Below are 18570 nucleotides of genomic sequence, written 5' to 3'. Positions count from 1 at the left end.
CTGAGCGGAGCACTGGCACGGGTGCTTCCCCCGGTGGATCGTCGGCACCATGACCGTCACGACGCTTTCGATGGGAACGAACACATGAGCACGCAGCGGGTTCTCGTCACCGGCGGCTCGGGCTTCATCGCCGGGCACTGCATCCTCCAGCTCCTGGAGCAGGGGTACCGGGTGCGCACCACGGTGCGGTCGCTCGCGAAGGAGCAGGCCGTCCGCGCGGTGCTGACCGACGCCGGCATGACGCACGGCGACGCGCTGAGCTTCGTGGCCGCCGACCTCACCGACGACCGCGGCTGGGCCGAGGCGGTCGACGGCTGCGACTTCGTCCTCCACGTGGCGTCGCCGGTCCGGCCCGGCAAGGTCGCGAACGAGGACGACGTCATCGCCCCTGCCCGCAACGGCACCCTCCGAGTGCTGCGTGCCGCCCGGGACGGCGGGGTCGGGCGCGTGGTGCTCACCTCGGCGTTCCACGCGGTCGGCTTCGGGCACCCGCACACCGGCCGGGCCTTCACCGAGGACGACTGGTCCGTGCTCGACGGGCCCGGCGTGGACGCCTACGGCAAGAGCAAGATCCTCGCCGAGCGCGCCGCGTGGGACTTCGTCCGCGACGAGGGCGGGGCCCTGGAGCTGGCGACGGTCCTGCCCGTCGCCGTCATGGGCCCGGTCATGGGCCGGGAGGTCTCCGGCGCCAACCACCTCGTGCAGCGGCTGCTCGAGGGCAAGATCCCCGGCTACCCGGACCTGTACCTCCCGATCGTCGACGTCCGCGACGTGGCGAGCGCGCACGTGCTGGCGATGACCGCCGACGGCGCCGCGGGGCAGCGGTTCCTGCTCGCCGGCGGTCCCTCGATGGCGATGAAGGAGATCGGCGCGCTGCTCAAGGAGAACTTCGGCGAGAGTGCGAAGAAGGTGCCGACCCGCACCATTCCGAACCTCGTCGTGCGCGCGGGCGCCGTGTTCTCGGCGGAGTTCCGGACCATCGCGGCCGAACTCGGCTTCGTCAAGAAGGTCTCCCACGAGAAGGCCCGCTCGGTGCTGGGCTGGACGCCGCGCGAGTCGGCGGAGGCGGTCGTGGCCGCCGGCGAAAGCATGCTGCGCACAGCGCGGGTTTCGGCCTGACGCAAGGAAAGTGGCGCTAGGCGCCGCAGGAGTCGCGGACCACCAGCCTGGTCGGCAGCAGCACCGGTTCCGGGGCCTCGTCCGTCTCGATCATCTTCAGCAGCGCCTCGGCGGCGGCCGTGCCGAAGCCCGGTTTGTCCTGGGCGACCGTCGTCAGCGCCGGGTCCACCAGGGACGCGACTTCGATGTCGTCGAAGCCGACCACCGCCAGGTCGTCCGGCACGCGCAGGCCCGTCGCGCGGGCCGCGAGCAGGGCGCCCACCGCCATCTCGTCGCTCGCCGCGAAGACCGCCGTCGGCGGTTCCTTGCGGGCCAGGAGCCGGCGCATGCCGACAAAACCGCTCTCGCGGTAGTAGTCCCCGGACACGACGTAGTCGTCGCGGGCCTCGAGGCCCGCCGCGGCGAGGCCCTCCCGGTAGCCCCGGGTGCGCTCGGCCGCCGGGGCGTTGTCGCGCGGGCCGGTCAGCGTCGCGATCCGGCGGTGGCCGAGGCCGGCGAGGTGCCGGACGACGTCCGCGGCGCCGCGGACGTTGTCGGACGTCACGTATGTCGCTTTAGGACCGGCGATCGCGACGTCGAGCGCCACACACGGCAAGCCGGACCGGGCGAACGCCGTGAACGCCTCCGCGTCCGAACCGCTGTCGATCAGCACCAGCCCGGCGAGGTGGTGCTGCCGCGTCATGCGGACGTAGGCGACCGGGTCGGCCAGCGAGACGCCGGGGGTGCGGCTGCGCGCGTCGTCGCTCGTGGCGAGCATCAGCAGGTGGTAACCGTGCGAACTGAGCGCGGATTTCAAGCCCAGCAACAGGTCCTGCAGGAACGGGTGGCGCCAGCCGGGCCGCCGGTGATCGGTGTCCCAGACCAGCCCGATCATCGCCGACTGCTTGCGGGACAACGCGCGCGCCGACTCGTTGGGGGAGAAGTCGAGCTCGCGGGCGACCCGCTCGACGCGTTCGCGGGTCGGCCCGCTGACCGAGGCCGGCTGGTTGAAGACCCGGGAAACGGTGGCGACGGAGACGCCGCAGAGCTCGGCGATTTCGCGGGCGGTGACCATGGTGGCTCCTTCGGCTGTAACCGGTTACATACCTAGCACATCGGCCCCTGCTTCGAAAAATTTGAGTTGCCGTTATCGTTTCGTTACTTGACGGCGACGCGCTGGGAGCGCTCTCATAGAGGCCACATTCTCGCCCGGCCCCCGGAGACACGTTCCCGGCGGCCGCGGTGTTTCCGCGCGCTTTCAGCAGAACAACGGAGATCTCATGCGCCCGAACACGAGAACCCGCATGGTCCTGGTGGCCGTGCTGGCCGCCATCACCGTCCTGAGCGCCTGCAGCGGCGGTGACGGCGGGAGCGGCGGCAAGATCAAGCTCAGCCTCGGGCTGTTCGGCAACTTCGGGTACACCGACCTGATCAAGGAGTACCAGGCGGCGCACCCGAACATCGAGATCACCGAGCGCACCGCCGCCTACTCCGACCACCACAAGAACCTGGCCGCGCACCTGGCCACCGGTGGCGGGGCCGCGGACATCGAGGCCATCGACACCGGCTACGTCGCCCAGTTCAAGGCGACGCCGGACAAGTTCGTCGACCTCAACACCGTCGGCGGCGACAAGCTCAAGGACCGCTGGCTCGGCTGGAAGTGGTCGGCGTCGCTGGCCAAGGGCGGTCAGCAGATCGGCTACGGCACCGACGTCGGCGGCCTGGCCATCTGCTACCGCCGTGACCTGCTCCAGGCCGCCGGCCTGCCCGCCGACCGCGAGGCCGTCTCCGCGCTCTGGCCGACCTGGCAGGCGTTCTTCGACGCGGGCAAGCGCTTCCAGGCCAACGCGCCGGGCGGCGTCAAGTGGATGGACGGCGGCCCGACCGTGCTCAACGCGATCTTCGGCCAGGCCCCGACCGGCTACTACGACACCAGCGACCAGCTCGTCGTCGACAGCAACCCGGCGCTGCGGACCGGCTGGGACCAGGTCGTCGACGCCGTCAAGGCGAACCTGAGCGCCGGCCTGCTCTACAGCACGCCGACCTGGAACACCGGCTTCACCCAGGGCCAGTTCGCCACCGTCACGTGCCCGGCCTGGATGATGACCAAGATCAAGGACCAGGCGCCGGACACCGCCGGCAAGTGGGACGTCGCCAGCGTGCCCGGTGGCGGCGGCAACTGGGGCGGCTCGTACCTGACCGTGCCCAAGCAGGGCAAGCACACCGCCGAAGCCGCCGACCTCGCCGCCTGGCTGACCGCGCCCGAGCAGCAGGCGAAGGTGTTCACCAGCCAGGGCCTGCTGCCCTCGACGCCGTCGCTCTACACCGACCCGAAGATCACTTCCTACACGAACCCGTTCTTCAACAACGCGCCCGTCGGCAAGCTCTTCACCGACGCGGCGAAGAACCTGAACCCGCAGTACCAGGGCCCGAAGGCCGGCGATGTGCAGACCGAGTTCGGCAACGCGATGCAGCGCGTCGAGCAGGGCAAGCAGGACGGCGCGGCGGCGTGGCAGCAGCTGGTCGGTGACGTCGCGAAGCTCAAGTGACGGCTCCCGTGCCGAAGCTGAGCTTCGCCGACCGGCGGGCGAACTGGGACGTCAAGCTCTCGCCGTTCGGTTTCATCAGCCCGTACTTCCTGATCTTCGGCGTCTTCGGGTTGTTCCCGTTGCTGTACACGGCTTTCGTATCGCTGCAGAAGCGGAACCTGCTCGACGCCGAAGGCGCGAAGTTCATCGGGCTGGAGAACTACCGGCAGCTGCTGTTCCACGACCCGTACTTCTGGAACGCGATGGGGAACACGGTCAGCCTGTGGCTGCTGACCACGATCCCGCAGATCCTGTTCGCGCTCGGCATCGCGCACCTGCTCAACCGCAGGCTGCGCGGCCGGACGCTGTTCCGGACCGGCATGATCCTGCCGAACATCACCTCGGTGGCGGCGGTCACGATCATCTTCGCGCAGCTGTTCGGCCGGGACTTCGGGCTGGTGAACTGGGTGCTGAGCTGGTTCGGCGCCGGGCACGTCGACTGGCAGGCGGGCACGGCCAGCTCGCACGCCGCGATCGCGTCGATGGTCGTCTGGCGCTGGACCGGTTACCACGCGCTGATCTTCCTGGCGTCGATGCAGGCGATCCCGTCGAGCCTGTACGAGGCCGCGACGCTCGACGGCGCGAAGGGGCACCAGCAGTTCCTGCGGATCACCGTGCCGCTGCTGCGGCCGCAGATCATCTTCTCCACGGTGATCGCGACGACCGGGAACATGCGGTTGCTCGCCGAGCCGCTGTTGTTCAACCCGGGCACCGCGGCCGCGACCGGCGGGTCCGACCGGCAGTTCCAGACCGCCGCGCTCTACCTCTACGAACAGGGTTTCAGCAAGTACGACTTCGGCTACAGCTCCGCGGTGGCGCTGCTGCTGGCGATCGCCACGATGCTCGTGGCGGGCGTGGCGTACCTGGTGACCCGGCGCATCCAGACCGATTGAGGAGCGGACATGTCCACCGTGCTGACCTCGGCACCCCCCGCCGCGGCCCGGCCGCCCAGCCGGACGCGGCGGTTCACCCAGCGCGTCACCAGCCCGTGGACCTACGCCGCGCTGATCGCGATCCTGGCCGGCTCGGCGTTTCCGGTCTACTGGTCGTTCGTCGTCTCGTCGCAGACGCCGGACGCGGTGGGCAGCGTGCCGCCGGTGCTGGTGCCGGGCGGGCACCTGTTCGAGAACATCGCCCGGGTCTTCGACGAGACGAACTTCGGGCTGGCGCTGGCGAACTCGGTGATCGTCTCGGGCACCATCACGCTCTCGGTGGTGCTGTTCTCGACGCTCGCCGGGTTCGCCTTCGCCAAGATGCGCTTCCGCGGCCGCACCCTGCTGCTGCTCCTGGTGGTCGCCACCCAGGCGATCCCGACCGAGCTGGGTGTGGTGCCGCTCTACATCATGATGGCCGACTTCGGCTGGGCCGGGCAGCTGCAGGCGGTCATCGTGCCCGGCCTGGTGACCGCGTTCGGCGTGTTCTTCATGCGCCAGTACTTCGAGCGGGCACTGCCGCTGGAACTGCTGGAAGCCGGGCGGATGGACGGCTGCGGCTCGCTGCGGCTGTTCTGGCACGTCGCGCTGCCCACGGCCCGCCCGGCCGCGGCGGTGCTCGGCCTGTTCACGTTCATGCAGGCGTGGAACGACTTCTTCTGGCCGCTGGTGGTGCTGGTGCCGGAGAACCCGACCGTCCAGACCGCACTGTCCACTCTGGCCAGTGGGTACACCACCGACTACACGCTCGTGCTCACCGCCGCAACCCTCGGCACCATCCCCGTCCTCGTCGTGTTCCTGCTGTTCGGCCGCCAGATCGTCGGCGGCATCATGCAGGGCGCGCTCAAGGGCTGAGTCTCCCGGGAGAGATCCGTGACTTCCAGTTTCCCGCCCGGCTTCCGCTGGGGTGTGGCCACATCGGCGTTCCAGATCGAGGGCGCCACCCGCGCGGACGGCCGTGGATCGTCCATTTGGGACACTTTCGCCGCCACGCCGGGGGCGATCGCCGGTGGCGACACCGGCGAGCCCGCGGCCGAGCACTACGAACGCTGGGAGCAGGATCTCGAGCTGCTCGGCGAGCTCGGCGTCGACTCCTACCGGTTCTCCGTGTCGTGGCCCCGGGTGCAGCCGGAGGGCCGCGGCCGCGTCGAGTGGCGCGGCCTGCACTTCTACCGGCGGCTGGTGGAAGGGTTGCGGGACCACGGGATCGAGCCGTTCCTGACGCTCTACCACTGGGACCTGCCCCAAGCCCTGGAGGACGAAGGCGGCTGGCGGGCGCGGGACACGGCCCACCGGTTCGCCGACTACGCCGCGCTGGTCCACGAGGAGCTGGGTGACCTCGTCGACCACTGGACGACGCTCAACGAGCCGTACCCGTGCGCGGTCGCGGGTTACGGCGAGGGCCGGCACGCGCCCGGGGCGAAGGAGGGCCACGGCGCGCTCGCCGCCGCCCACCACCTGCTGCTCGGCCACGGCCTGGCGGTGCAGGCGATGCGGGCGCAGGCGGCGCACACGCACCGGTTCGGCGTCGTGCTCAACCAGTCCCCGGCGGTGCCGGTGACGGACTCGGCGGCCGACGCCGCGGCGGCCGCGCGGCAGGACACGTTGCTGCGCCGGCAGTTCACCGAGCCGCTGTTCGGCGGCCGGTACGCGCCGGGCCTGAAGGCGATGTTCGGGGCCGCCTCGGACTTCTCGTTCCGCCACGACGGCGACCTGGAAACGATCGGCGTGCCGCTGGACTACCTGGGCGTCAACTACTACTACCGGCAGCACGTCGCGGACGCGCCCCCGCGCGAGCCGGACCCGGCGCGGCGGACCCTCGCCGACATCGGCGTCGACACGACCCGCCTGCCCGACGTCCCGCGCACCGGGATGGGCTGGCCGGTCGAGCCGGAGGGCCTCACCGAAGCCCTGGTCGCGCTGCACAACGGCTACCCGGACCTGCCGCCGCTGTACGTCACCGAGAACGGCTGCGTCTACCCGGACCGCAGCGACTTCGCCGACTACGAGCGCATCACGTTCCTGAGCGACCACCTGGCGGCGGCCCAGGAAGCGATCGACGCGGGCGTCGACCTGCGCGGCTACTTCGCCTGGTCACTGCTGGACAACTTCGAGTGGGCCCACGGCTACAAGCACCGCTTCGGCCTGGTGCACGTCGACTACGAGACCCAGCGCCGGACGCCGAGGGCGAGTTACCGCTGGTACCGCGACCACATCGCGGCCCAGAGCACCCCGTAATGCCGTGAAGGCCTCCTTACCGGCTCTTATGGCCGGTAAGGAGGCCTTCACGGCATTCGGCTACTTCTTGTACAGGGACTCGATGTCGGTCGCGTAGTTCTTGGTGACCACGTTGCGCTTCAGCTTCAGGCTCGGCGTGATCTCGCCGCCCTGTTCGGTGAAGTCGTTGGCCAGCACCGTGAACTTCTTGATCGCCTCGGCCTTCGAGACCGTCTTGTTGGCCTCGTCGACCGCCGCCTGGATTTCCGCCAGCAGGTCGGCGTCCGACGCGAGGTCCGCGACCGACGCGCCGGCGGGCTTGCCGTGCTGGGACTTCCAGGACGGGAAGTACTCCTCGTCCACCGTCACCAGCGCCGCGATGAACGGGCGCTGGTCGCCGACCACCATCGCCTGGCTCACCAGCGGGGCCGCCTTGATGGTGTCCTCGAGGCCGGACGGGGCGACGTTCTTGCCGCCCGCCGTCACGATGATCTCCTTCTTGCGGCCGGTGATCTTGAGGAAGCCGTCGACGTCCAGCTCGCCGAGGTCGCCGGTGTGGAACCAGCCGTCGGTGAGCGCTTCGGCCGTCGCCTGCGGGTTGTTGAAGTACGCCCGGAACACGACGTCGCCCTTGAGCAGCACCTCGCCGTCGTCGGCGATGCGGACCGACGTGCCGTTGACCGGCTTGCCGACCGTGCCGACGCGGAACGCCGACTGCGTGTTGACGTTCGCCGCCGCCGACGTCTCGGTCAGGCCGTACCCCTCGAACACCGGGACGCCGATGCCGCGGAAGAAGTGCGCCAGCCGCGCGCCGAGCGGGGCGCCGCCCGACACCGCCGCCACGCAGCGGCCGCCGAGGGCCGCGCGCAGCTTGCCGTAGACGAGCTTGTCGAACACCAGGTGCTTGGCCTTCAGGCCGAGCCCGGCGCCGCCCTTGTCCTGGGCCTCGCTGTAGGCGACCGCGACGGCCTCGGCGGCGTCGAAGATCTTGCCCTTGCCGTCGCCGTGGGCCTTCTGCTTTGCCGAGTTGTAGACCTTCTCGAACACTCGCGGCACGGCGACCACGAACGTCGGCCGGAAGGTGCCCAGGTCGGGAACCAGGTTCTTGACGTCGGGCGTGTGCCCGAGGGTGACCCGGGCGGTGAGCGCCGTCACGGCGATCGCGCGGGCCAGGACGTGCGCCAGCGGCAGGAAGCACAGCAGCGAGTTGCCCTGCTCCATCAGCTGCGGGAACGCCTCGATGTCGGCGCGGATCTCCGCTAGGAGGTTCCGGTGGGTCAGCTCGACGCCCTTGGGGCGGCCGGTGGTGCCCGAGGTGTAGACGATCGTGGCGAGCTCGTCGGCGACGACCTCGCGGCGGCGCTCGTGCAGCTCGTCGTCGGACAGCGTCGCGCCGAGCGCGGACAGCTCCTCGACGGCGGGGGAGTCGCCCTCGATCTGCCAGGTGTGGTCCAGGACCGTCAGCCGGTCGCGGATCTCGTCGACCGCGCCGGCGTGCGCGTTCGTCTCGACGAACACGCCCTTGGCGGCCGAGTCCGAGAGGATCCAGTACACCTGTTCGGGCGACGACGTGTCGTAGATCGGGACCGTGACGGCGCCGGCCGCCCAGATCGCGAAGTCGATCAGCGTCCACTCGTACCGCGTCTTCGACATGATCGCGACGCGGTCGCCGCGGCCGATCCCGGCCTGGGCCATGCCCTTGGCGACGGCCAGCACCTCGCCGGCGAACTCCTTGGCCGTGACGTCCAGCCAGCTGCCGTCCACCTGTCGCCGGAAGCTGACCACGTCGGAGAACCGCTCCGCGTTAGCCCAGACGACATCGGACATGTTCTCGTCGTCGGCCACCGGCTTGCCGGCGGGAGCGCTGTATTCGCGCACGTGGGACCTCCGTGTTCAACGCGTGCGGCAGCAGATGACACCGCTGTTACCCGCCAGTCAACTTAGCGTGAGGAGCACCTTAAGACCATGCTGATCGCCGTCGCACGGCGAGGGCGTGACATTCTTCGCTCCGTGAACCAGGCACCACCCGCTCTCGACGTCGTCGACGAGACGTTCCTCGTCGTCCCGCCCGCCACCGTGGCCGCGGTCTTCGCCGATCCGAGGTCCTGGACGCGCTACTGGCCGGACCTGGTGCTCGAGGTCTACACCGACCGGGGGGACAAGGGCCTGCGCTGGACCGTGCGGGGTGCGCTCGTCGGTACCATGGAGGTCTGGCTCGAGCCGGTGCTCGACGGCACTCTGCTGCACTACTTCCTGCGGGCGACCCCCGCCGACGCGGCCGGGACGCCCCGGGCGCTGGCGCCGCGCGACCTGCGCCGGGAGTTCGACCGGCGGGCCCGCGCGGCGAAGGCGATCGCACTCGGGCTCAAGGAGATCCTGGAGGACGGGCGCGAGCCCGGCGTTCCTCCTCGCGCCGACGACTAAGGGGAGCTGGGGTGCGGGTACACGTCGTCTCGGACGTGCACGGCAACGCGGACGCGCTGAAGCGGGCCGGGGACGGGGCCGACGCCCTCGTCGTGCTCGGTGACCTGCTCGACTTCGTGGACTACCGCGAGCACGAGAAGGGCATCATGGGCGCCCTGTTCGGCGCCGAGAAGGTCGGTGAGTTCGCCCGGCTGCGCCGCGAGGGCACCCGTGACGAAACCGTTGCCTACTCGCGGACGCTCTGGGCGAGTCTCGAAGACCCGGCCGCGGCCGTCGACGAGGCCATCCGCGAGCAGTACGCGACGCTGTTCGCGGCGATGACCGCGCCGACGTACGCCACACCCGGCAACGTCGACACCCCGGCGTTGTGGCCGGAGTTCGCGGGCGAGGGCATCCGGGTGCTGGACGGCGAGGTCGCCGAGATCGGCGGCCTGCGGTTCGGCTTCGTCGGCGGCGCGCTGCTGCCCGACGGTGTCGTCCCGCGCCGCCGCAAGGGCGCCGCCTGGCGCCCCTACCTGCGCGATCGCGCGGACTACGACGCGAGTGTGGCGGCGCTCACCGAGGTCGACGTCCTCTGCACGCACGCCCCGCCGGCGCTGCCCGAGCTGACCTACGACGTCGTGGCGCGCCGCAGCGAGCTCGGGTCGGCGGCGCTGCTCGACCTCATCCGGGAACAGCGGCCCCGCTGGTCGGTGTTCGGTCACGTGCACCAGCCCCTGGCCGCCCGCGCCCGGGTCGGCCTGACCGAGTGCCGTAACGTGGGTCACTTCAAGGAGACCGGGCAGCCCTACGTGCTGCGCTGGTGACCGGCAGCGGCGGCTACGCTTCGTCCATGGCCGAGCAGTCCACACAGTCCATCGAGGTCGACGCCGAGCCCAGCCGGGTGATGGCCGTGATCGCCGACTTCCCCGCCTACCCGGAATGGGCCAAGGCCGTCCGGCAGACCGAGGTCCTGGACACCGACGACGGAGGCCGGGCCAAGCAGGTCAAGCTGACCCTCGACGCGGGCCCGATCAAGGACGTCTACACCCTCTCCTACGAGTGGGACGGTGACGGCCTCGGCGTCAGCTGGCACCTGGTCAAGGGTCAGATGCAGAAGGCGCAGAACGGCCGGTACGCCCTCGAGGACCTCGGCGGCCGCACCCGCGTGACGTACACGCTTTCGGTGGAACTGGCACTGCCGATGATCGGGCTGCTCCGGCGCAAGGCCGAGAAGATGGTCATGGACACCGCGCTCAAGGAGCTCAAGAAGCGGGCCGAGGGGTAACCACGTGCGGATCCTGCTGTTCACCGGCAAGGGGGGTGTCGGGAAGACCACGCTGGCCGCGGCCACCGGCGCCGCGCTGGCCGGGCACGGCGGGAAAACCCTCGTCGCGTCCACGGACCCGGCGCACTCGCTCGGCGACGCCTTCGGCCACCCGCTCGGCGCCGAACCGTCCGAAGTGGACGCTCTGCTGTCGGCCGTCCAGATCGACTCCCGCACGCTCGTCGACACCACCTGGGACCGGCTGCGCGCCGAGCTGCGGGCGACCCTGTCCGGCGTGGGGCTCGACACCCTCGACGCCGAAGAGCTGACCGTGCTCCCGGGCGTCGACGAACTGCTCGCGCTGAGCGAGGTCCGGCGGCTGGCCGAACACGGGCCGTGGGACACGATCGTCGTCGACTGCGGCCCGACGGCCGAGACCCTGCGGCTGCTGGCGCTGCCCGAAGCCGTCTCCGGTTACCTGACCCGGGTGTTCGGGCGCCGCGGCCGGGTCACCGAGTCGGTGCGCCGCCTCGGCACCCACCTGGACGGCCTGCGCGCGCTGCTCACCGAGCCGTCGGTGACGACGGTCCGGCTCGTCCTGACACCCGAGCGGGTCGTCGTGGCCGAGGCCCGGCGCACGCTCAGCTCGCTCGCCCTGCGCGGCATCGCCGTCGACGGCCTGATCGTCAACCGGCTGATGCCCGCGCCGGGGTTCTGGCGCGGGGGCGCGGCGGCGTGGATGCGCACCCGCCGGACGCAGCAGGACGCCGTGCTGGCCGAGCTCTCCGGCGCCGGGTTCGAGGCGGTGTCCCGGGTGGAGCACCGGGCCGTCGAGCCGGTCGGGCTGCCCGCGTTGCTGGAGATCGCCGACGAGCTCTACCGCGACGGTGACCCGCTGGCCGGCAACGGGACACCGGTCACGCCGCTGCTGCGGATCCGGCCGTCGGCCGAGGGCTACACGCTGCGCGTCGCGATCCCGCTGGGGCGGGACGCCGAGGTCGACCTCGTCCGCGTCGACGACGACCTGGCGATCACCGTGGACGGCTTCCGCAGGCTTATCGCCCTGCCGGAGTCGCTGCGGCCGTGCCGGATCACCGGCGCGGAATCCGACGCCGACGGCCTGCTCGTGAGCTTGGCCGGGGACCGGGGACGCCGGTGAGCGAAGAAGAGGCCACCGACGGGTTGCGCCTGGCCGAGGAGCTCCGGCTGCTCGTGGAGATGGTCGCCGAGAAGGCGGCGCCGTGGCTCGAAGGCGTGGTCGCGGCCGGGCATGGCGACCCTGACCAGGCGAAACCCGGGGGCTCGGCGTGCGGCTGGTGTCCGCTGTGTGCGATCGTCGCGGTGGTGCGCGGGGAACGTCCCGAGTTCGTGGCGCGGTTGCTGGAACAGCTGGCGCAGCTCGTGGCGTTGCTCCGAGCGGTGCTCGCGGATCGCTGGGAGCCGGACGAGGGCGTGCACATGCCCGGGTTCCGGCCGGCGCCGCGGCCGGCGACGGACGGCATGGCTTCACCGCGGGTGCAGCACATCACCGTCCGCAGACGGGACGAGTGGCGGGCGGATCGGGAGAACTGAGTGCGGACGATAGGGGTGGACGTCGGCGGGACGAGCATCCGGGCCGGTGTGGTGGACGAGCGCGGCTCGCTGCTCGACACGGCCCGGGTCTCGACGCCGACCGAGGAAGGCGCCCTCGAGGACGCCATCGCGGGCGTGATCGAGGACCTGCGCAACCGGCACGAGGTGGCGGCGGTCGGCCTGGCCGTCGCGGGCTTCGTCGCGCGCGACCGCCGGTCGGTGATGTTCGCGCCGCACCTGGCGTGGCGTGGCGCGCCGGTCGCCGACCGGATCGAGAAGCGCGTCGGCCTGCCGGTGCTGCTGGAGCACGACGTCAACTCGGCGATCGTCGGTGAGCACCGGTTCGGCGCGGCCCGCGGCGCGCAGATCGCCGCGCTGGTCGCGCTCGGCACCGGCATCGGCGCCGGTCTGCTGCTGGACGGCAAGCTCTACCGCGGCGCGTACGGCGTCGCCCCGGAGCTGGGTCACCTGACGGTGGTCCGCGGCGGCCGGCCGTGCCCGTGCGGCAAGTACGGCTGCTGGGAGCGCTACTGCAGCGGGACGGCGCTGGCGGCGACGGCGGTGGAGCTGCTCGCGCGGCACCCGGGCCGTTCGACGGTGCTGGCCCCGCAGGTCGCGGGCGACCCGGGCTCGGTGACGGGCCGCCGGGTGGCGGGCGCGGCCCGCGACGGCGACCCGATCGCCCAGCTGGCGATGGCGGAGCTGGCCAAGTGGCTCGGCGAGGGCTTGGCCCTGGTGGCGGACGTGTTCGACCCGGAGATCATCGTGATCGGCGGCGGCGTCTCGGAGTCGGCCCCGCTGTTCCTGGACGAGGCCCGCGAGCACTACGCGGGCGCGATCACCGGCGCCCGGCACCGCCCGCTGGCCCGGATCCGCACGGCCCACCTGGGCGACGACACGGCGATCGTCGGCGCGGCGGCCCTGGCCGTGGAGATGGCCAAAACCCCGGTCTGACCGGCCGAGTCCACTCCCGAGTGTCACCCGAAATAGCCACCCCGCTCCGCGCAGAGACGCATCTTTCCCTAGGAAAGTGACGCCTCAGGGGTGCGAAGACCGCACTTTCCTAGCGAAAGTGCGGCTTTGAAGCGCAAAGTTGGTGACTGTGTCACCCGACTGTGGCGGCCGCCGGGGTCACTCCTCCGGGAAGCTCGCCGACGGCACCAGCCCTTCCGCGAACGCGCGGAACGTCGGCGCCAGCGGCAGCTCCGACTCCAGCTCCGCGTCGAACCACGTCACCGACGGCTCGGCGGAGCGGCGGTAGTCCAGCGCCACCCAGGTGTGGCCGTCGCCGGACAGCACCACCACCCGCTTCGGCAGGTCCCATTCGGTGCTCAGGTACGGCGAGTCCAGCAGCGACAGCCGCCCGCCGACGCCGAGGAGCCGGTCGAACGGGATGTGCGTCTCGCTGTACGACGTCGGCGCGCTCGCCGGGAAGGCGTCGCAGTGCGCGGCGACCGTGCCGCCGTTGCGCAGGCCCAGCAGCTCGCCCAGTTCGAGGGGCAGCCGGACCCCCAGCTCGCGGCCGGCGTGGGCGAACTCGCGGGCGCTCAGCGGTTCGCCGGGGCCGCGCTCCCAGAACGTGGGCTTGAGCTGCTCGAACGGGGTCATACCGGAGAGTGTGCCAAGGTGGATGGGGTGAGCCAGCAGCCGTCCGCGAGTGTGTTCGTCCGCTGTTCCTGCGGGCGGCTGCACTGGGGCCGCTACGGCGCCGCCGGCCTGCTGCTGTTCGATCCGGCGCGCGGGGTGCTGCTGCAGCGGCGGGCCTGGTGGGTGCACAACGGCAGCACCTGGGCCCTGCCGGGCGGGGCGATCGAGGCGGGGGAGACCGCCGTCGACGCCGCCGCGCGGGAGGCTTTCGAAGAGGCCGCGATTCCTCCCGACGCGTTCCGGGCGCTCTCCGCGTCCGTGGTGGACCATGGCGACTGGAGTTACACGACCGTCCTCGCGCTGGCCGACAACATCGACGCCAAGGTCGCGAACACCGAGAGTGCGGAGGTGCGCTGGGTGGACCCCGACGACGTCCCGGGCTACCGGCTGCACAGCGGGTTCGCCGCGGCCTGGCCCGCGCTGCGGCCGCGGGTCGGGCAGGAACTGGTGCTGGTCGTCGACGCGGCCAACGTCGTCGGCTCGCGGCCGGACGGCTGGTGGCACGATCGCCACGGCGCCGCCGAACGCCTGCGTGACCAGCTGGCCCGGCTCGCCGAAACGGGCTTGCCGGACCCGGACGACCCGACGCTGACCTGGTGGCCGCGGGTGATCCTGGTCGTCGAGGGCAAGGCGAGCGGCGTGCAGCCCGTCAAAGGCGTGGCGGTCGTGCCGGCCGACACCGACGGCGACTCGAAGATCGTCGAGGTCACCGGGCAGCACCGCGAGGCGAAGGTGCTCGTCGCGACCGCCGACCGCGCACTGCGCCGCCGCGTGGAGGCGCTCGGCGCGGCCACGATGGGCCCCGGCACGCTCCGGACCCAGCTGGACCGGCTCAGTCCTTGAGGATCCCGTCGCGCATTTCGGCGACCAGCGACGCGACGACGGCCTTCAGGCTGCCGTTGTGCTGCGTCGCGACCGCGCGCTGGCGCCGGTAGCTCGGCCCGTACTTCAGGATCGTCTCGACGTCGCGCAGCTCGGCCTCGCAGCCCAGCCGCCGCGCCACCGGTTCGAGCCGGTTCAGCAGGTCGCAGACGTCGTCGGTGACCAGCCGCTCGCGCCCCGCCGCGTCCAGGATGACGATCGCGTCGGTGCCGTAGCGCGCCGCGCGCCACTTGTTCTCCTGGACGTGCCACGGCGGCAGCGACGGCAGGATCTCGCCGTCGTCGAGGCGCTCGCCGAAGTCGTCGACCAGGCACTGGGTCAGCGCCGCGATCGCGCCGACCTCCTCCAGCGTCGGCAGGCCGTCGCAGACCCGCATCTCGATCGTGCCCAGCTGCGGGGACGGCCGGATGTCCCAGCGGATCTCCGAGAAGCTGTCGATCACGCCGGTGGTGAACATGTCCTCGACGTAGTTCTCGAGCTCGGCCCACTTCCGGAACTGGAACGGCAGCCCGGCGGTCGGCAGCTGCTGGAAGATCAGCGCGCGGTTCGACGCGTACCCGGTGTCCTCGGCACCCCAGTACGGCGACGACGCCGACAGCGCCTGCAGGTGCGGCGCGTAGTTGAGCAGCGCGTCGAGCACCGGCAGGACCTTCTCGCGGTGGTCGAGCCCGACGTGGATGTGGACGCCGTAGATCAGCATCTGCCGGCCCCACCACTGGGTGCGGTCGATCAGCTTGGCGTAACGCTCCTTGTCGGTGACTTTCTGCTGGTACCAGTTGGAGAACGGGTGCGTGCCGGCCGAGAACATCTCGACGCCGAGCGGGTCGGCGACGCCGTGCACGACCTCGAGCGACTCGTTCAGGTCCGCCTTGATCTCGCCGATCGTCTCGCAGACGCCGGTGATGATCTCGATGGTGTTGAGCAGCAGCTCCTGCTTGATCTTCGGGTGCTCGGCCGCGCCGTCCGGGCGGACGGCGTCGAGGATCCGCTCGGCGGTCGACGACAGGTCGCCGCTGCGCCGGTCGACCAGGCCCAGCTCCCACTCCACGCCGACGGTGGAGCGCCGTGAAGGCGTGAATTCGATGTTCATCGGTTCCGGATCAGACCTGCGCGCCGTTGCTCGGGTCGGCGCCCGGCGGCGGACCCTGCCGGACGCGCAGCAGCAGCAGCGCGATCGACGTCGCGAGCGCGAGGATGCCCAGCGGGGTCGCCACCGTCGGGCCCACGCCGATCACGCCGGGCAGGATCAGCAGGAACAGCCCGGCCAGGAACAGCAGCAGGATGAGGAACGCGCCCATCTTCGGCCGCGGCAACGGCGGCGGCTCCGGCGGGACGAAGTGCTCGTCGTCCTCCGCCGGGTCGTCGGAGAACATCGTGCTGTCCCACGAGGTGCCGCCGCCCGAACGCCAGCCGGTGTCCGGCGGGTCGGCGGCGGCGGGCGGCTTCGGCTCGGCCGGCCGGTCCGGGGCCTTCCGGGTCTCGCTCTCCTCGGCCACCCCGCGCCCGGCGGCCCCGGCGGCACCACTGGCGCTGTCGGCGTTGTCCGCGGTGTCGGCGGTGTCCAACTCGGGGAGCCCGAACCCGTCGGCCCGCAGGTCGGCGACGATCTCGGCGAACGTCGCGTCGACGTCCTCCGGCCCGTCCTTCCCTCGGCTCATGCGGTCTCCTCCGCTTGCCCGGCGTGCGCCTTCGCGAACTCGACGCTGCGGGTGAAGATCACGTCCGCGTCGTTGTCCTGGGTCGCCACGTGATAGCTGTTCTCCAGCACGACTTCGGTGACGTCGGCGCTCGAGATCCCCGCCAGCACCAGCCGCGAGTTCTCCGGCTCGACGACGTGGTCGACCGCCGAGTGCAGCAGCAGCACCGGCTGCGTCACCTTCGGCAGGTCGGCGCGCACGAGCGCCCACAGCTTCGCCAGGCTCGCCGCGGCCCGCACCGGCGTGCGCGGGTAGGCCAGCTCGGTCTCGCCCGGCTTCTTGATGTCGTTCGCGATCGCCGGCACCGAAGGCACGATCCGGCCCAGCACCGGCAGCAGCTTCGTGTCCCACTTCAGCCGCGTCACCGACGGGTTGACCAGGACGATCCCGGCGATCCGGTCGCCGAACTCCTCGGCCAGGCGCAGCGTGAGCGTCCCACCCATCGAGAGCCCGCCGACGAAGACGGTCTTGCAGGTCGAGAGCAGCTCGAGGAGCGCTTCGCGGACCGCGCCGTACCAGTCCTGCCACGTCGTGCGGTTGAGGTCGGGCCAGCGGGTGCCGTGGCCCGGCAGCAGCGGGCAGCGCACGGTGAACCCGGCCTCGGCGAGGTGGTCACCCCAGGCCCGCATGCTGGCCGGGGTACCGGTGAAGCCGTGGCAGAGCAGGAACCCGGTCTCGGCCGAACCGGTGTGGCCGAACGGTTCCGCGCCGGCGAGCACGCCCATGCGATCGCCTTCCGTGTGAGCGGTGTAGGCCATCCATGCTCTCACGGGTCGAGGGCGTTGTGGGGGTCCGCCCGGACCCGTAATTCTCTGTGAGATCGATCGCTGCCCGGCGAGTATCCGGGTGGCTTCCGTTGTGCGGAGGCCACCCGGCTTCGTAGTCTGGTCGACGCGGGTGAACAGGGGCCGAGCTGCGATGGAGGACTGAGGCACCGGTGCTGTACTGGCTCATGAAGTGGGTGTTCATCGGTCCGCTGCTCAAGACGCTGTGGCCGACCAAGGTCGTCGGGGCGGAGAACATCCCCGAGACCGGCGGCGCGATCCTCGCGGGCAACCACCTCGCGGTCGCCGACTCGTTCTTCATGCCGCTGCGGGTCAAGCGCAAGGTGACCTTCCCGGCCAAGTCCGAGTACTTCACCGAACCCGGCTTCAAGGGCCTGCTCAAGAAGTGGTTCTTCACCGGCGTCGGCCAGTTCCCGATCGACCGCTCGGGCGGCAACGCGGCCCAGGCCGCGCTCGACACCGCGACCCGCCTGGTCAAGGACGGCCACCTGCTCGGCATCTACCCCGAGGGCACCCGCTCCCCGGACGGCCGCCTGTACAAGGGCAAGACCGGCGTCGCCCGGATCGCCCTGGACTCCGGCGGCGTCGTCGTCCCGGTGGCGATGATCGGCACCGACAAGGTCAACCCCATCGGCTCCAAGATGTGGTGGCCGCGCCGCCTCGAGGTCCGCTTCGGCAAGCCGCTCGACTTCTCGCGGTACGAGGGGCTCGCGGGCGACCGCTTCATCGAGCGGTCGATCACCGACGAGATCATGTACGCGCTGATGGAGCTCTCCGGCCAGGAGTACGTCGACATCTACGCGGCGAAGGCGAAGGAACTGCTCGCAGCGGAGGCCGCCGGGGCGAAGCCGAAGGTGCCGGCGCAGCCCACCGCGCGGGACGCCGCCCGGGTGCCCGACAGCAAGGTCGGCTGACCCACTACTGTTCACCAGTGCGTTTTTTCTACGACACCGAATTCATCGAAGACGGCGTGACCATCGATCTGGTGTCCATCGGTGTCGTTGACGAGCGTGGCCGCGAGTTCTATGCGGTCTCCACGGACTTCGACCCGGGCCGGGCCGGGCCGTGGGTTCGCGACAACGTCCTGCCGAAGCTGCCTTCACCCGCCGACCCGGCCTGGCGCAGCCGCGAGAAGATCCGCGCCGACCTGCTGGAGTTCTTCGGCAAGCCGCCGGGCGGGATCGAGCTGTGGGCCTGGTTCGCGGCGTACGACCACGTCGCGCTGGCGCAGCTCTGGGGCCCGATGCCGGCGCTGCCGCGGCAGCTGCCGCGGTTCACCCGCGACCTGCGTCAGCGCTGGGAGGACGCCGGCAAGCCGAAGCTCCCGGCGGCCCCCACCGACCAGCACGACGCCCTCGCGGACGCCAAGCACAACCTGGCCCGCTGGGACGTCATCGAGTCCTACTTCCCCCGCCGCTGAGGCTCTGCCGCTGAAGACTTGCTCGAAGGTCGTGCCAACGGACCGTTCGCGCCCACCTCGGC

20 protein-coding genes are annotated in these 18570 nt (G+C 71.3%); 14 read left to right on the top strand and 6 right to left on the bottom strand.

Annotated features, from left to right (window positions below; all coding sequences use genetic code 11):
• Positions 1 to 84: 84 nt before the first annotated feature.
• Positions 85 to 1119: an SDR family oxidoreductase gene (locus tag OG494_RS23485; RefSeq protein WP_328442662.1), complete on the top strand. Its 1035-nt coding sequence runs from the start codon at positions 85 to 87 to the stop codon at positions 1117 to 1119.
• A gap of 16 nt (positions 1120 to 1135) precedes the next feature.
• Here OG494_RS23485 and OG494_RS23480 read toward each other — a convergent pair whose 3' ends face one another.
• Positions 1136 to 2173, bottom strand: coding sequence for a LacI family DNA-binding transcriptional regulator (locus tag OG494_RS23480; protein WP_328442661.1), 1038 nt, complete (start codon positions 2171 to 2173; stop codon positions 1136 to 1138).
• A gap of 205 nt (positions 2174 to 2378) precedes the next feature.
• On the opposite strand from OG494_RS23480, the gene OG494_RS23475 reads away from it, so the two are divergent.
• Genes OG494_RS23475 through OG494_RS23460 form a run of 4 tightly spaced genes read left to right on the top strand, consistent with a single transcriptional unit; the run spans position 2379 to position 6856 of the window.
• On the top strand, positions 2379 to 3647 hold the full coding sequence (locus OG494_RS23475; protein ID WP_328442660.1) for an ABC transporter substrate-binding protein: 1269 nt from the start codon (positions 2379 to 2381) through the stop codon (positions 3645 to 3647).
• On the top strand, positions 3644 to 4579 hold the full coding sequence (locus OG494_RS23470) for a carbohydrate ABC transporter permease (RefSeq protein WP_328442659.1): 936 nt from the start codon (positions 3644 to 3646) through the stop codon (positions 4577 to 4579). Before OG494_RS23475 ends, OG494_RS23470 begins: the two co-directional genes overlap by 4 nt.
• 9 nt (positions 4580 to 4588) lie before the next feature.
• Complete coding sequence (locus OG494_RS23465) at positions 4589 to 5473, top strand: carbohydrate ABC transporter permease (protein WP_328442658.1); 885 nt, start codon at positions 4589 to 4591, stop codon at positions 5471 to 5473.
• Positions 5474 to 5491: 18 nt separating this feature from the next.
• Positions 5492 to 6856 (top strand): GH1 family beta-glucosidase, encoded by a 1365-nt coding sequence (locus OG494_RS23460; protein WP_328442656.1) that lies wholly within the window; start codon positions 5492 to 5494, stop codon positions 6854 to 6856.
• A 60-nt stretch (positions 6857 to 6916) separates the two neighbouring features.
• Here the strand turns inward: OG494_RS23460 and OG494_RS23455 are convergent, their stop codons facing one another.
• Complete coding sequence (locus tag OG494_RS23455; protein ID WP_328442654.1) at positions 6917 to 8713, bottom strand: AMP-dependent synthetase/ligase; 1797 nt, start codon at positions 8711 to 8713, stop codon at positions 6917 to 6919.
• Positions 8714 to 8845: 132 nt separating this feature from the next.
• On the opposite strand from OG494_RS23455, the gene OG494_RS23450 reads away from it, so the two are divergent.
• The 6 genes from OG494_RS23450 to OG494_RS23425 are packed head-to-tail and all read left to right on the top strand — an operon-like array spanning position 8846 to position 13031.
• The gene (locus OG494_RS23450) at positions 8846 to 9259 is read left to right on the top strand and encodes a polyketide cyclase / dehydrase and lipid transport (RefSeq protein ID WP_442874260.1); all 414 of its coding nucleotides are present in this window, start codon (positions 8846 to 8848) and stop codon (positions 9257 to 9259) included.
• A gap of 11 nt (positions 9260 to 9270) precedes the next feature.
• Positions 9271 to 10065 (top strand): metallophosphoesterase family protein, encoded by a 795-nt coding sequence (locus tag OG494_RS23445; protein ID WP_328442650.1) that lies wholly within the window; start codon positions 9271 to 9273, stop codon positions 10063 to 10065.
• Between the two features lie 26 nt (positions 10066 to 10091).
• Positions 10092 to 10526: an SRPBCC family protein gene (locus OG494_RS23440; RefSeq protein WP_328442648.1), complete on the top strand. Its 435-nt coding sequence runs from the start codon at positions 10092 to 10094 to the stop codon at positions 10524 to 10526.
• Between the two features lie 4 nt (positions 10527 to 10530).
• Complete coding sequence (locus OG494_RS23435) at positions 10531 to 11664, top strand: ArsA family ATPase (RefSeq protein ID WP_328442646.1); 1134 nt, start codon at positions 10531 to 10533, stop codon at positions 11662 to 11664.
• Positions 11661 to 12077 carry a hypothetical protein gene (locus OG494_RS23430; RefSeq protein WP_328442644.1) on the top strand — a complete coding sequence of 139 codons (417 nt, stop codon included), beginning with the start codon at positions 11661 to 11663 and terminating at the stop codon, positions 12075 to 12077. The genes OG494_RS23435 and OG494_RS23430 overlap by 4 nt, the downstream gene beginning before the upstream one ends.
• A 15-nt stretch (positions 12078 to 12092) precedes the next feature.
• Entirely contained in the window at positions 12093 to 13031 is a 939-nt protein-coding gene (locus tag OG494_RS23425) for an ROK family protein (protein ID WP_328459006.1), read from the top strand.
• 177 nt (positions 13032 to 13208) lie between these two features.
• On the opposite strand, the gene OG494_RS23420 is transcribed toward OG494_RS23425, so the two are convergent.
• Complete coding sequence (locus OG494_RS23420; RefSeq protein ID WP_328442642.1) at positions 13209 to 13685, bottom strand: SMI1/KNR4 family protein; 477 nt, start codon at positions 13683 to 13685, stop codon at positions 13209 to 13211.
• A 27-nt stretch (positions 13686 to 13712) separates the two neighbouring features.
• Between OG494_RS23420 and OG494_RS23415 the strand changes: the two genes are divergently transcribed.
• Positions 13713 to 14567, top strand: coding sequence for an NUDIX hydrolase (locus OG494_RS23415; protein ID WP_328442640.1), 855 nt, complete (start codon positions 13713 to 13715; stop codon positions 14565 to 14567).
• On the opposite strand, the gene OG494_RS23410 is transcribed toward OG494_RS23415, so the two are convergent.
• Genes OG494_RS23410 through OG494_RS23400 form a run of 3 tightly spaced genes read right to left on the bottom strand, consistent with a single transcriptional unit; the run spans position 14557 to position 17028 of the window.
• Positions 14557 to 15696 (bottom strand): glutamate--cysteine ligase, encoded by a 1140-nt coding sequence (locus tag OG494_RS23410; RefSeq protein WP_328442638.1) that lies wholly within the window; start codon positions 15694 to 15696, stop codon positions 14557 to 14559. The genes OG494_RS23415 and OG494_RS23410 overlap by 11 nt on opposite strands.
• 10 nt (positions 15697 to 15706) lie before the next feature.
• Positions 15707 to 16264, bottom strand: coding sequence for a hypothetical protein (locus tag OG494_RS23405; RefSeq protein WP_328442636.1), 558 nt, complete (start codon positions 16262 to 16264; stop codon positions 15707 to 15709).
• Positions 16261 to 17028, bottom strand: a complete 768-nt coding sequence (locus OG494_RS23400; protein ID WP_328442634.1) for an alpha/beta hydrolase — start codon at positions 17026 to 17028, stop codon at positions 16261 to 16263. Before OG494_RS23400 ends, OG494_RS23405 begins: the two co-directional genes overlap by 4 nt.
• Before the next feature lie 212 nt (positions 17029 to 17240).
• On the opposite strand from OG494_RS23400, the gene OG494_RS23395 reads away from it, so the two are divergent.
• Positions 17241 to 18002, top strand: coding sequence for a lysophospholipid acyltransferase family protein (locus OG494_RS23395; RefSeq protein WP_328442631.1), 762 nt, complete (start codon positions 17241 to 17243; stop codon positions 18000 to 18002).
• A gap of 17 nt (positions 18003 to 18019) precedes the next feature.
• Entirely contained in the window at positions 18020 to 18508 is a 489-nt protein-coding gene (locus OG494_RS23390) for a polyadenylate-specific 3'-exoribonuclease AS (protein WP_328442629.1), read from the top strand.
• Positions 18509 to 18570: the final 62 nt, after the last annotated feature.

This window comes from Amycolatopsis sp. NBC_00438 (assembly GCF_036026695.1).
Classification (GTDB): domain Bacteria; phylum Actinomycetota; class Actinomycetes; order Mycobacteriales; family Pseudonocardiaceae; genus Amycolatopsis.
Note: the sequence above shows the minus strand (reverse complement) of the source record. Positions and strands in the feature narration are given on the sequence as shown.